The organism is Gluconobacter cadivus, assembly GCF_015244745.1.
Lineage (GTDB): Bacteria > Pseudomonadota > Alphaproteobacteria > Acetobacterales > Acetobacteraceae > Gluconobacter > Gluconobacter cadivus.
In genome coordinates, this window is sequence record NZ_JABCQI010000004.1 from 241,305 (window position 1) to 254,418 (window position 13,114).

Annotated in this window: 14 protein-coding genes; 7 read left to right on the plus strand and 7 right to left on the minus strand. The window is 54.8% G+C overall.

Features of this window, described 5'->3' with window-relative positions:
- Positions 1-144: 144 nt before the first annotated feature.
- Positions 145-696, plus strand: coding sequence for a GNAT family N-acetyltransferase (locus HKD28_RS07985; RefSeq protein ID WP_194267839.1), 552 nt, complete (start codon positions 145-147; stop codon positions 694-696).
- Between the two features lie 104 nt (positions 697-800).
- Here the strand turns inward: HKD28_RS07985 and HKD28_RS07990 are convergent, their stop codons facing one another.
- The 3 genes from HKD28_RS07990 to HKD28_RS08000 form a co-directional block, all read right to left on the minus strand.
- Positions 801-1,628: a bifunctional transcriptional activator/DNA repair enzyme AdaA gene (locus HKD28_RS07990; RefSeq protein ID WP_194267840.1), complete on the minus strand. Its 828-nt coding sequence runs from the start codon at positions 1,626-1,628 to the stop codon at positions 801-803.
- Positions 1,628-2,317 carry a flavin reductase family protein gene (locus HKD28_RS07995; RefSeq protein WP_194267841.1) on the minus strand — a complete coding sequence of 230 codons (690 nt, stop codon included), beginning with the start codon at positions 2,315-2,317 and terminating at the stop codon, positions 1,628-1,630. The genes HKD28_RS07990 and HKD28_RS07995 overlap by 1 nt, the downstream gene beginning before the upstream one ends.
- Before the next feature lie 224 nt (positions 2,318-2,541).
- Positions 2,542-3,693: an FAD-dependent monooxygenase gene (locus tag HKD28_RS08000; RefSeq protein WP_194267842.1), complete on the minus strand. Its 1,152-nt coding sequence runs from the start codon at positions 3,691-3,693 to the stop codon at positions 2,542-2,544.
- Positions 3,694-3,792: 99 nt separating this feature from the next.
- On the opposite strand from HKD28_RS08000, the gene HKD28_RS08005 reads away from it, so the two are divergent.
- Positions 3,793-4,428 carry a TetR/AcrR family transcriptional regulator gene (locus tag HKD28_RS08005; protein ID WP_194267843.1) on the plus strand — a complete coding sequence of 212 codons (636 nt, stop codon included), beginning with the start codon at positions 3,793-3,795 and terminating at the stop codon, positions 4,426-4,428.
- A 66-nt stretch (positions 4,429-4,494) separates the two neighbouring features.
- Here the strand turns inward: HKD28_RS08005 and HKD28_RS08010 are convergent, their stop codons facing one another.
- Both HKD28_RS08010 and metC read right to left on the minus strand, forming a co-directional pair.
- Positions 4,495-5,124, minus strand: coding sequence for a LysE family translocator (locus tag HKD28_RS08010; RefSeq protein WP_194267844.1), 630 nt, complete (start codon positions 5,122-5,124; stop codon positions 4,495-4,497).
- A gap of 149 nt (positions 5,125-5,273) precedes the next feature.
- Entirely contained in the window at positions 5,274-6,473 is a 1,200-nt protein-coding gene (gene metC / locus HKD28_RS08015; RefSeq protein WP_194267845.1) for a cystathionine beta-lyase, read from the minus strand.
- A 101-nt stretch (positions 6,474-6,574) separates the two neighbouring features.
- Here metC and HKD28_RS08020 point away from each other — a divergent pair, with 101 nt between their 5' ends.
- Complete coding sequence (locus HKD28_RS08020; protein WP_194262181.1) at positions 6,575-7,033, plus strand: Lrp/AsnC family transcriptional regulator; 459 nt, start codon at positions 6,575-6,577, stop codon at positions 7,031-7,033.
- A gap of 121 nt (positions 7,034-7,154) precedes the next feature.
- The gene (locus HKD28_RS08025; RefSeq protein WP_235993365.1) at positions 7,155-8,273 is read left to right on the plus strand and encodes an MFS transporter; all 1,119 of its coding nucleotides are present in this window, start codon (positions 7,155-7,157) and stop codon (positions 8,271-8,273) included.
- A 69-nt stretch (positions 8,274-8,342) separates the two neighbouring features.
- Here the strand turns inward: HKD28_RS08025 and HKD28_RS08030 are convergent, their stop codons facing one another.
- The gene (locus HKD28_RS08030) at positions 8,343-8,753 is read right to left on the minus strand and encodes a winged helix-turn-helix transcriptional regulator (protein WP_207728912.1); all 411 of its coding nucleotides are present in this window, start codon (positions 8,751-8,753) and stop codon (positions 8,343-8,345) included.
- 102 nt (positions 8,754-8,855) lie between these two features.
- Between HKD28_RS08030 and HKD28_RS08035 the strand changes: the two genes are divergently transcribed.
- Genes HKD28_RS08035 through HKD28_RS08045 form a run of 3 tightly spaced genes read left to right on the plus strand, consistent with a single transcriptional unit; the run spans position 8,856 to position 11,518 of the window.
- Positions 8,856-9,875, plus strand: a complete 1,020-nt coding sequence (locus HKD28_RS08035) for a zinc-binding alcohol dehydrogenase family protein (RefSeq protein WP_194267847.1) — start codon at positions 8,856-8,858, stop codon at positions 9,873-9,875.
- A 52-nt stretch (positions 9,876-9,927) separates the two neighbouring features.
- On the plus strand, positions 9,928-10,362 hold the full coding sequence (locus tag HKD28_RS08040) for a cupin domain-containing protein (protein ID WP_194267848.1): 435 nt from the start codon (positions 9,928-9,930) through the stop codon (positions 10,360-10,362).
- 13 nt (positions 10,363-10,375) lie between these two features.
- On the plus strand, positions 10,376-11,518 hold the full coding sequence (locus HKD28_RS08045) for an SMP-30/gluconolactonase/LRE family protein (protein ID WP_235993366.1): 1,143 nt from the start codon (positions 10,376-10,378) through the stop codon (positions 11,516-11,518).
- Positions 11,519-11,677: 159 nt separating this feature from the next.
- On the opposite strand, the gene HKD28_RS08050 is transcribed toward HKD28_RS08045, so the two are convergent.
- Positions 11,678-12,976 carry a DEAD/DEAH box helicase gene (locus HKD28_RS08050; protein WP_194262186.1) on the minus strand — a complete coding sequence of 433 codons (1,299 nt, stop codon included), beginning with the start codon at positions 12,974-12,976 and terminating at the stop codon, positions 11,678-11,680.
- Positions 12,977-13,114 lie beyond the last annotated feature (138 nt).

The window sequence follows — 13,114 nt, forward strand, 5'->3', positions numbered from 1 at the left end:
ATCAGTTCTGCGAGGTTGATGCCATTTCAGTTCATTTTGTAACGCTACTGGCGCTCAGCTTTCTGGCCCTGTCATCTATACCGCCCAGCATTACCTGATATCGTCGGTATATATGCGCCAACACGCCTCAGCAAAGTCCTGAACATGAATTCACGCGTCCAGAAGCAAACTTTTCAGATCCGTGACGCACGCCTGACGGACATAGAGCAACTGCCCGCCATTGAACTTTCTGCAGCACAATCTTTCAGGTCTGTGCCGGGACTGGCCTGGATTGCGACCTCAGAGACGATGCCAGAGGAGGCGCACCGAAGCTCTATACAGACAAAGACATGCTGGGTAGCTGTGGATACAGCAGATACGCCTGTCGGTTTTCTGACAGCTTCTGTGAAGCATAAGGACGTCCATATTCTTGAAATGTCAGTCGCGTCGTCCTGGCAGAAATGCGGGATCGGGAAAGCATTACTACAACATCTTAAACACTGGGCTCTACGCAAAGAGCTGGCAGATATAACTTTAACTACTTTTCAGGAAATTCCATGGAATGCACCATTTTACTCCAAAATGGGTTTCGTGATCCTTACGCATGACGAGTTGAATCAGCGCCTGATATCCATCCTCGACAGGGAGCAGGCACATGGATTTCCAGAGGGTTCCCGGTGTGCAATGCGGTTCGATCTAAGGCGCATCACAGACTAAAAGGGCATTTATTTTGTATCTATAAATCAATAATACCCTTAACGCACAAACATACAATTACTTTAAAAAATTAGGATTTTATTTTAATTGTTATAATTTTACGATCACTTCTCTTTTTTCAGTTTCTCTCTGTCCAGTATGATCTCTTTACGATCCACGCCCCATGCATAACCAGACAGAGAACCGTCACGGCGAATCACACGGTGACATGGAATTGCGACAGCCAACTTGTTAGCTGCACAGGCTTTTGCCACTGCCCGTGTGGCGCGTGGCAGACCAATATATTCCGCAACAGCAGTGTAAGACCGCGTTTGCCCAAAAGGAATATCGCGAAGGGCCTGCCATACTCTGCGCTGAAATGCTGTGCCTCTGATATCCAGCGGCAAGTGAAGTCCGATTTTAGGTACTTCAATAAATCCTACGACTTCAGCCACAACCGCTTCATAATCCGCTTCGGCACCGAGCAGGCGCGCTTTTGGGAACATATCCTGAAGTTGGCGAAGGAGCACTTCAGGATCATCACCAAGCAAAATAGCGGCTACCCCCGCAGCACTTGAAGCCACGAGAAGATCACCAAGCGTTGTCTTTGCAATCGCGAATTTAATATCTTCGTCGGCCCCTCCTTTGCGGTAGCGTGATGGTGTCATACCAAGCATTGCACGAGACGTTTCGTAGAACCGACCACTGGAGCTAAAGCCGGAATCGTAAATCGCATTGGTGATGGTTGCCTCACGCGCCAATGCCGCGCGAACGCGCTTTGCACGATGTGCGGCAGCATAGTCCTTGGGTGTAAGCCCGGTATGGGCCTTAAAAGTACGATGAAAATAGCCGCTGCTCAGGCCAACCGCCTGCGCAAGATCTGTCAGCGAAAGGCTTTCTTCGCTTTCCTCGATAAGACGACAGGCCATTGTCACGGCTGCGGCGCTCTTCATCAGAGCCAGTTCTTTTCTGTACGCGCCCGATCCACATCAGGCATCCGATAAATTGTTTCATCAATTTCGGCGAGACGGGATGGCACGATCTGAGCATCAGAAACTCCGTACAGTTTTTGGAAGTTCATGATGAGAGGATGCCATTTATCCGGGTCAATTCTATTCTCGTATCCTTCCATAAGGATGCCCGGATGCGCATGGACACGCGTTATACGCACTTCGAAAGCCGAGATGAGGCCTGCAACCTGGGGATCATCGTCCATGATACCGTGCTGCGCGACCAGAACGGCTTCCAGTTGAATTGGACATTCCAGAACACGAGGCGCGTTGACCGTTTGAGACGCGACGGGTGTAAGACCCGCAACTTCAAATTTGGACGGCTCGTAAGTATAGCCCAGTTTTTGTTTGAATTCAGGAATGCTTTTGCTTCCAGTAAGGCGAGCAAGCCTGTTCACTGCATCAGCCTGCGCCGGAGATGGCAGGTTGAGAACGCATTGTCCTGTGCGCAACATATTCTGTGGGGTTTTTGACGCCGTCTGAAGTCCTAGCATGGCTCTCCAGCCCAGCCACCACGCGGCTGACATCGGCGCAAGATTAGAGCTTCCGTCTTCATTAACCGTATTGATCAGGACAACTGGAGTCCCCAGATAAAGAATGGACGGCTCAATCGTGAGATGCGGATCGTTCATCGAAAAATTCCTGGCGATAAAGACGGATTCTTATGTCGCCTTCGGTGCCCTCACGAACTCCGTTTCTTGCCCTTAATGCCTTTTTTATTCGCCATGAAAATCGATAAAACTGCGATGCTGCGCCTCACGGGCGGCCACCCAATCTCTCGGCAAACGTCCGCTTTCAGAGACAAACGAAAGGTCTGGTTTAGAGATAGACTATATCAGCCCTGCCTTCCCCTTCCTCATGCATTCTTGCGGAAGAGGTATTTCCTGGAGCGCAGCAGGATCTGCCACAGAACACGGCGCCCCCAGAGCGAAAAGCGGTTTGACGGGACGAACAACTGGGAACGCAGAGCGATGAATCTCTGATGCTTGCGGACAAATGGGCGCATCCGGGCCTCGAACGTTTTCAGCGCACCATCAATGTCCTGCGGACAAGCCGCGAAAGCTTCGCCGAGGACCTGTCCACCGAGCATCCCGGCTGAAGCCCCCATGCCTGAATACAGTGTCAGACACCAGGCTGAATCCCCCAGAAGCAGGACACGACCTTTCGACCAACGAGGCATTTTGACCATCTGAACGGAATCAAAAAGGAAGTCGTCTGTTGTTGCCAGATCCTCAAGAGCTTTGGAAATAATCCCGCCCACATCCAGATCGGCAAATATCTGGCGCAGCGTGGGAAGAGGATCTTTTCTCGAGGCTCTTTCCGGATTTCTGGTTCGGTATGAGAAAAGTGCGGTTGAGGGACGTCCTTCCAGAGGAAAGACGGTCAAAGTGCGCTTTACATCCGCGACCATAAGGCCATCGCCAGCTTTGAAGCCCTCGACGGGCCGCGCCAGGGGAAAAGCACACAGCATCGTGCCAATTGAATGGAAGAACGCTTTATCCGGACCAAAGACCAGTCTGCGCACCGTTGAACGGACGCCATCAGCCCCTATCACAAGATCATAGGTTTCCGTCGTTTCCTCACCGCCTTCGGTGCGGAGTGTGACCTGAGCCTGCATGGCGCCATTCGCGATCGCCACGGGGACAGTGCCGAACCGGACGTCCACCTTTCCTTCAATTCCGGACCAGAGAGCTTCTTCGATATCCCCTCGCAGCACGGCAATCGGCGCATTTGTCTCTTGCGTCAGATCGGCAATGCGTCTGCGGGTGCCATCCTTGCGCACATCCCAGAAACGAATGTTTTCCGGAGTTCTTTTTTCCATGACATCCAGCACACCCAAAGCCGAGGCGGCATTTTTTCCCTCATCGCGCAGACCGATGAAATACCCACCTTTCCGCCGCTCGGGAGCACGTTCGACAATCACAGGCGTCCAGCCCTGACGCTGCAATGCGATGGCAGCGGACATGCCGCCAATGCCGAGGCCTACGATCAGTGCGCGCTGTGTCATATAACGTCTCCCAGTGGAGTGATTTCTCCATCTGAACATTGCATAGATTGAAGCAGCCATCAATTTGAACGATGTTCACATTAACACACAGGAGGTGATATGAGCGTGACAGCACGGGAAAGCTATCACCACGGCGATCTGAAAACGGCACTTATTGTGGCGTCAGAAGCCATCATCAGAGCAGAAGGCGTTGAAGGGTTTACCCTGAGAAAAGCTGCGAAGTCTGCTGGCGTCTCTCCCGGAGCCCCCTCGCATCATTTCAATGGCACGAAGGGGCTTCTGACAGCTGTTGCCATCCGGATTTTCAAGCAGCTCGGAGCGGAACTGGATGCTCTCCCGTCATCCGGAATGCCGGCTCAAGATCTTCGGACGCAGGCTCTGGGCTACGTGACATTCGCCGCACGTAATCCCGGATTATTCCGGCTTATTTGCCGCGTGGATCTGATTGATTTCAAAGACGCTGATTTGATGCAGGCTTCTTTTGAAGCGCTGACACACTATGCCCATGCAGCAGCAGCCTATTTCGGGCACGAACCAACCAATCTGCATCACCGTGTCTTTCGCCCCCATATGGCCAGTGCAATGGCAACGGCTCATGGACTGGCGCATATGGTGATAGAAGGCCGCCCTGCACTCTTGTTCGATACGCCAGATCCGATCGGCACTTTTATCGAGACGGCGCTTCCCTCCATTCTGCTGGCGACGTGGCCAGACCCAACCAGCATTGATCCGTAACGATCACTCAAGCGCGCAAAAACAGACCGTCATCATTCAGGCGAAGCGTGGATCTGATGTGAAAAATCAATTGGGGCGGGTTTTCAGAAGAAGAGCTGCGAACCCAACGAAAATCACTCCTGTGACACGATTGAAGATGCGTTTGATGGAGGGACGCGTCAGATAATGGGATAACGAACGCCCCCCTGCGGCATAAATGACGTACCAAAAACATTCGACAGCCGAGAAGCTCGCAACAAGGATTGCAAACTGAGGGGCCTGTGCGGCAACGGGATTAACAAATTGCGGGAGAAAAGCTGCTGCGAACAGAAGAAGCTTGGGATTACTGATACCGATGATAAAGCCGCCCCGAAACAGAATGGCCGGAGAGAGACACACAGGGAGCTTGTCCTCATCGACATCGAGAGGGGCAACATCGCTGCGCCACGCTTTGATGCCGAGATAAAGCAGATAGGCGACACCGACATATCTCAGAATTTCGAATGCGCCCGGAAGCGCCATAAGCAGCGTGGTTAATCCTACGGATGACGCTGTCAAAACGGTCACGAGTGCCGTGAGGCAGCCCGCCATGGCAGCAATGCTTCGCCTCATACCAAGGTCAACACTGCGCGACAGAATGTGCAGCATATTGGGGCCCGGCGTGCCTGAGAGCAGAAAAACAGCGGCCAGAAAGAGCCACCAAGTGTGTAGTGTCATAATGCCGTTTCTCCTTAACCCAAGCGTGCCATCCGGGAATGATATGTCTTACACATCCTTCTCATCCTGATGGGTTATAAAAAATCATTGAGTGCAGGCATCACGCGAATCAATTCCGCATGCTGTCTGCGCCAGACATTTCGGTCGGGTCAGGCATGACCTGTCTGTCGTAGGTTTTTCTGCGTTGCGATCGCTCTCAGGCGGCTGAAACCCCCTTCAAGATCAGCCATCAGGTCATCGACGTCTTCCAAACCGATATGCAACCGTATGAGATGCCCGGTTTCCGTCCATTGTGTGGCAGTGCGCATGGAACGGGGATCCACGGGCAGCGCCAGACTTTCAAAGCCGCCCCAGCTATAGCCGATCGTAAACAGCTTCAGCCCGTCGATCATAGCTGCCACGACGTCGGATGACGGACTACGGGTCACGAATGACAGCAAACCGCTGGCCCCTCGGAAATCCCGCTGCCACAGAGCATGATCCGGATGAGACGGGAGCGCGGGATAAAATACACGCGAGACTTCAGGCCGCTGTTCCAGCCAGTGGGCAATGGTCAACGCACTTTCCTGATGCCGTTGCAGACGGACATCGAGGGTACGAAGCCCGCGCAGAACAAGCGTCACATCGTCCGGCCCGACGTACTGGCCAAGCTGGAAATGCATGTCTCTGACCTGCTCCCACGCACGGGGGCCACAGGCGATCGTGCCCAGCATCACGTCGGAATGACCACCGATATATTTCGTTGCCGCCATGATGGACAGATCAACACCCAGTTCCAGTGGCTTCAGGAACAGAGGCGTTTCCCAGCTATTATCCATCAGAACGCAGATATCACGCTCATGGGCTATGGCGGCGATAACGGGAACGTCCTGAATTTCGAACGTCCCGGAACCAGGAGATTCGAGGAAGACGGCACGGGTATTGGGTTGGAGCAGTTCGGCAATGCCAGCCCCAACGCGGGGATCGTAATAGGTGGTCTGGATATCCATCCGTCGTGCCGCGGTATCGCAGAAATGTCGGACCGGGCCGTAAACGCTGTCGGGAACCAGCAGATGATCGCCCGCACCACATACCGCCAAGATCGCTGTGGTGCAGGCCGTCAGACCGGACGGGCAGAGCACCGTGCCGATAGCTCCTTCCAGCGCATTGATGGCCTCACACAGTGCGGTTGAGGTTGGGTTACCCCATCGACCGTAACGATAGGGCTGCGTCCTCCCAGCCAGAGCAGCGACGTTGGGGAACGCGACGGTCGAACCGCGATAGATGGCAGGGTTGATGAACCCATGGTGCTCAGCCGGATTGACAGCCGCGTGGGTCAGGAGTGTGCGATCATTCATTTTCTTAGGCATTTTGCCTCCATTCCCTTCGAACCTAGGAAATTCCTGACAAAATGTGCTTTCAAAAGCTTGGTTTCATGGACGTGTTTGGGAAAGAATATTAACCTGATCTGATGATAAAGCTGGATCAGATCGACCGTACGATTTTACAGGCGCTTCAGGCGGATGGACGCCTGAGCAACAGCGATCTGGCGCAGCGGGTCGGTATTTCCGCGCCCGCGTGCTGGAAACGGCTGAAGCGGCTGGAAGCCGACTGCATTGCGGGATACCACGCAGAGTTAGACGCAAAAGCGCTTGGCCTCAATCTTCTGGCGTTTCTCAGCATCATGCTCGATGACCATTCAGAAGAAACGATGACCGGGTTTGAAAGCGCAGTCTCGAAAATGCCCGGAGTGATCGCCTGTCATAATGTCTCGGGAAAATATGATTATCTGCTACAGATAGTCGTCCGGGACATGAACGATTTTCATAACCTCTCGATGCGGCAAATCCGGATGCTGGGGTGCATCAAGGAAATGCATACGCATTTCTCAATCCGCGAAATCAAACGGTCCGGCAGCTTGCCCGTGTGACATCACGCCGAAAGCCCCTCTGACCAGTGCCTCCCTACCGCATGAAAATAAAGGTTTTTTCGACGTGTCATTGATGGGCAATCCTCACCCAGCTTCGCTCCGGGCCCAGCACTCAACCCGTTTGGCATTCCTCATCGCCGGTTTTTCGGGTGCGGCATGGGCGCCGATCATTCCCTATGTCAAACTGCGATGCGGCCTCACAGACGCCAATCTTGGTCTGCTCCTTTTATGTCTGGGGATGGGATCGATCATCGCCATGCCCATTGCTGGAAGTCTGGCTGGACGCTTCGGTTGCCGATGGATCATTGCAATGGCCACCCTGGCCGTCTGCTGCGCTTTGCCTGTTCTGGCGTCTTCAGACTTTATGCCTCTTCTTGTGGCTGCCCTGATTATTTTCGGCGCGGGAGTTGGATCGATTGACTGCGTCGTGAATGTCCAGGCTGTTATCGTCGAACGCGGCTGCCAAAAAACCATGATGTCGGGCTTTCATGGCCTTTTCAGCGTAGGTGGCCTCCTCGGAGCCGTAGGCGTGAGCAGCCTGCTCAGCCTTGGCTTCACGCCCACTCAGGCCTCTCTTGTCGTTGTTGTTTTGCTGTTTCTGAGTGCATGTCTGGCGCTCTCTGGTCTGCTGACCGGGCGAACCAGTTCGGACGCCGGGACCGCCTTTGCTCTCCCTCATGGGATCGTTCTGATCATAGGGATTATGTGCTTTATCGTCTTTCTGGCGGAAGGAGCTGCCATCGACTGGAGCGCGGTCTTCCTGGCGACAGTGCGTCACGTCGAGATGCGCTATACGGGGCTGGGATACGTTGCGTTTGCTTCCACAATGACAGTCGGGAGATTGCTGGGAGATCGGTTGGTTCGCCATATCCCCGGCCGTATGCTGGTCGTGGGTGGAAGTCTTCTGGCTGCCATGGGAATGTTTCTGGTGACGATGTTTCCGGTCTGGCAGCTGACCCTTGTGGGCTACGCACTGGTTGGCGCAGGGTGTGCCAACGTGGTTCCAGTGCTTTATTCAGCCGTTGGAAGACAGACTTTCATGCCAGAACATCTTGCCGTGTCGGCCATAACAACGCTCGGATATTCAGGAATTCTGGTTGGCCCTGCGGCCCTGGGATTTGTCGCCCAGAGTGCAAACCTTCCCATCGCGCTCGGAAGCGTGGGGGTTTTGCTCATCTTTGTCACCATGATGGGGCTGATAATTCCCCAAGCTCTCATCAATGGTGGAACTTCGCGCTAAGAAACACGAACCATGGAGATGGATCGAAAATCCCCTATGGCTTCTTCTCACCCAGTATTTCCGGAGTGTTCATTCAGCGGCTGAAAAGGAGTCAATGACAGGCAAAAATGCTTCGTCCTGACCCTTGCAGTCCGCAGGGCCGGGCTTGAAAACCGTGTGTTCGTCCCCCCATTTCTTGAGGGCCATGATGACGGGCTCGAGAGTCCACCCGCGTGGGGTGAGACTGTATTCCACCTTTGGCGGAACTTCCGGATAAACCGTCCGTAACACGAACCCGTCACGCTCCAGTTCGCGAAGCTGGGTCGTCAGCATTCTCTGCGTGATGTTGGGCAGGCGCTTGCGGATGGCGTTGAAGCGCAGGGTCCCCTGAAGCAGGTGATAGAGGATCACGCCTTTCCATTTTCCGTCGATGAGCTGAAGCGTTGCTTCAACAGCGCAGCCGGGGCTGCAATCGAGCGACTGATGGCGGATGCGGGTCATAACGGTATCATTTCCGACACTATGGGCGTTAAAAGTGCGTTCTTGTCTGAAAACAGCATAGTGCTCACTCTTCTCCTCATCCAACAGAGGAGCAGAGACATCATGCGGGCCATCGGTTATCAGACGCCGCTTCCCATCGAAAATCCGGCGTCCCTTCAGGACATCGATCTGCCGAAACCTGTTCCTTCGGGCCGGGATCTTCTGGTGGAAATCAGGGCCGTGTCGGTCAATCCGGTTGATACAAAAGTCCGCCGCAGCGCAACACCGGAGGCGGGTCAGTGGCGTGTTCTGGGCTGGGATGCCGCAGGCATTGTCGTCGGCACCGGACCGGACGTCACGGATTTTTCTGTCGGCGATGAAGTCTTTTATGCGGGCGCGATCAATCGTCCGGGGACCAATGCCGAATTTCATCTGGTCGATGAACGGATTGTCGGTCGCAAACCCCGTTCTCTGAACTGGGCCGAAGCCGCGGCCTTACCGCTGACCGCAATCACCGCCTGGGAGATGCTTTTCGATCGTCTGGACATTCGTCGGCCTGTCCCGGGAACGACGCCGTCCATATTGATCATCGGGGGCGCAGGCGGGGTCAGTTCCATGGCGATCCAGCTGGCCAAGGTTCTGACCGACATCACGGTCATTGCCACGGCTTCGCGCCCTGAAACGCAGGACTGGGTCACATCTCTCGGGGCAGATTGTGTGATCGATCACAGCAAGCCTCTGGCCGCACAGGTTGCTGCCCTTCCTACCGGCGCTCCTGGTTTTGTTTTTTCCACGACGCAGACGGATCGACACCTGGCGGAGATCGTCGAACTTCTTGCCCCTCAAGGACATTTCGGCCTGATTGATGATCCGGCTGAACTCAATGCTGTACCCCTCAAGCGCAAAAGCCTGTCCCTGCACTGGGAACTGATGTTCACGCGTTCACTATTTGGGACGGAAGACATCAGCGCTCAGGGGAAAATCCTGAACGACGTGTCGCGGCTCGTAGATGACGGTCGTCTTCGCACGACGCTCGGCAAAAATCTCGGTCTCATCACTGCCGCCAATCTGCGAGAGGCTCACGCTCTGATCGAGAGTGGTCAGGCCAAAGGCAAAATCGTTCTCGAGGGTTTTGCTGCCTGAAAGGAGGCAATCATGACGAAAACAGCCAAAGCATTTGAGAGGAGCAGACCTCATGAATGACAAAGAGCATCTGATGATCCTGAACCGGATGGGAGGTCGCTTCGATCTCAATAAAATTGCGACGGCGTTTCCCGAAACGGCAGACACGATGCTGCTGGACACTTATCTGACGGACAAGCCGGAAGCCAGTATCCGGGTCTTCCGGATCTACCGGGATGTGCCACCGCATTATCATACCCAGTGCGATGAAGTGCTTCATGTCCTCTCCGGGACAGGCACATTCTGGATTGATGATCCCAAGGAGGAGGCGCCGTTTGCCCCCGGCCATCTTCTGATGTTCCCCCGTCGGGCTGTGCATGCCGTGCCCTGTATTCTGAGCCATCCAGTCGTTTTTCTGGCCATCGATACGCCGCGACGGGCACCAGACGACGTGGTGTTTGTCGATCCTGCTGACGGTACGCCGTCCGGTTTTATTGCAGGGATCTGACATCATGGGATTCATGAAACAGAATCGACAGCAGACTTTCTCTAAAAGAGGCCTGCGCAGGATCGCCATTGCCGTTTGCACGGGTTTCGTTGCGGCCTGCACGTATTCCGTCCCGTCGCATGCCCAGACCATCAGGATCGAAGCGACCACTAAATCAATGGACTGGAACGCCGTGGCGCTTGCTGGTGGCCATGTGTTTGTCGCAGGCCCTCGCTGGACCGGATTTTCCGGACCGGCCGGAGGTCTTCTGACGAAGAATGGAAAGATAGTGCCATTTCCGGATGCTGACTGGAATGGCTGGAAACCCGGACGGGATTCAACGCATCGCTTTGTCAACGTCAACGCCCTTCATGTCGCTCCTGACGGCACGCTTTGGGTTGTTGATACGGGAACTCCATCTTTTGGAGGTGTCCCCGTATCTGGAGGAGCCAAACTGGTCCGCATTGATCCGGCAACAGGGCATGTGCTGCGGATCTATCCTCTGGGCCCAGAAATCGCGAAGGCAGGCAGTTATATCGACGATATCCGTTTCAACGGGATGCGTGCCTATCTGACGGATGCGGGCAAGGCAGCGCTGATCGTACTTGATATTAAAACAGGTCAGGCGCGTCGTGTTCTGGACAACGATGTTTCCACACGCGCACGGACAGATCGACCGATTGTCATGGATGGACACGTCGTGGAGAACCGTTCGCAACAGCCGCTTCTGGTGAATACCGATCCACTAGAAGTCAGTCCGGACGGGAAATGGCTGTATTTCGGGCCGCTTGAAGGGCCGTGGTCTCAAGTTCCGACAGCTCTGCTCGATGATCCCAATGTGTCGTCAACCGATCTGTCTGCAGCTGTAAAACCTTGGGCAGATTTACCTCCAATCGGAGGAAGCGCCATGGATGCTGCAGGAAATCTCTATTTCACCAATCTGAAGGATAATGGCGTCTATCGGAAAGACGTTTCCGGAAAGATCACGAGATTGCTCAAGGATTCACGTTTGCACTGGGCGGATGCACCTTGCCTTGCACCGGATGGCCGACTGTGGCTGCCCGTCGCGCAACTGGATCGTCTTTCGATGTTCCATCAGGGACATTCCCGCAGTCACCAGCCATTTTTGCTGGTATCTATCGATCCCCATGCCGGTCAGGTCAAACCCGGGCGATAGAGTCGGCATGAACTGACAGAAGACATTGTTATTTATTAAAATGGAATTCCCTACTCTATAAGAATAATGGTCTTTGGTACGGACCCGAGCAATATAAAAAAAACCCGCTCCTGCATGTGTGCAGAAACGGGCTCTTCAGGAAATATTTTCAAAGACAGATCAGCGTGGGCCGGAACGATGACCGCTACGGCTGGGAGCGCCTCCACGTCCGCCACCCGGACGACCACCTGACGGAGGTCCCGAACGGCGTCGTCCACCTCCGCCGCCGCCACCACGCCCCCCGCCAAGAACGGGAGGACGCTGGGTGGAGAGGCGTGCTTCTTCGGAATGGAAAGGATGATCGGTCACGACAGGGATAGGCTTGCCGATTTTCTTTTCGATATCCTTGAGCCATGCACGCTGTTCGGCATCACACAGCGACACTGCGCAACCCTCACGTCCGGCACGTGCGGTCCGGCCAATACGATGGACGTAAGATTCCGGAACGTTGGGCAGGTCGTAATTGAAGACGTGACTGACCTCGTCCACATCAATACCACGCGCCGCGATATCGGTGGCCACCAGTGCCTTGATGGCTCCACTGCGGAACCCAGCCATAGCGCGCTCGCGCGCACCCTGAGACTTGTTGCCGTGAATGGCTTCCGCACGGATCCCGTTCTTGTTCAGGAATTCGGCGACCTTGTTGGCTTCGTGCTTCATCAGCGTAAAGACCACGGCCCGGGCAACGCTCGGGCTTTCCAGCAGCATGAGAGCCGCATCTTTCTTGCTGTTCGAATCAACGAACATCACGGCCTGATTGATGCGATCAACGGTGCTGGATTCAGGTGTGACCTGAACGGTCGCCGGGTCCTTCAGCAGCGAATGCGCCAGATCGCTGATGGACGGCGGCATGGTTGCCGAGAACAGCAGGGTCTGACGCTGCTTGGGCAGAAGGGCCATAATGCGCTGGATGTCGCGCACGAAGCCCATGTCCAGCATGCGGTCGGCTTCATCAAGCACGAGAATTTCAAGGCTGGAGAGGTCGATATATTTCTGCCCGATCAGATCAAGCAAACGGCCCGGCGCAGCCACAAGAACGTCTACACCGCGGCGCGTTGCCTCGATCTGTCGCCCCTGCCCCACGCCGCCGAATACGACAGCGTAGGAAAATTTCATGTGCCGTGCGTAAGCGGCAAAGCTTTCGCCGATCTGGGATGCCAGCTCTCGCGTCGGCGCCAGAACCAGAGCCCGAACGCCCTTAGGCGGCGCAGGACGACGGTTTGAAAAGATATGATTCAGAATCGGCAGGGCAAATGCTGCAGTTTTTCCTGTGCCGGTCTGGGCAAGACCCAGAAGATCACGGCCTTCCAGCAGATAGGGAATGGCCCCGGCCTGAATCGGCGTAGGCGTGGTGTAACCCTCTTCTGCGAGAGCCTTCTGAATCGGTTCAGCAAGCTTGAGTTCGGCAAAACTGGTCATGGACCTCTCCTTTGAGACGGCAAGGTCATGCTCAGTTAACCGCACCGCTATACATCCCGCCCGACCAATCGGCCGCAGGCTTTATATTGCAGACCACTTCTTGCCCGATGTGCTCACAGAGCCAGCAGGATCATGAAG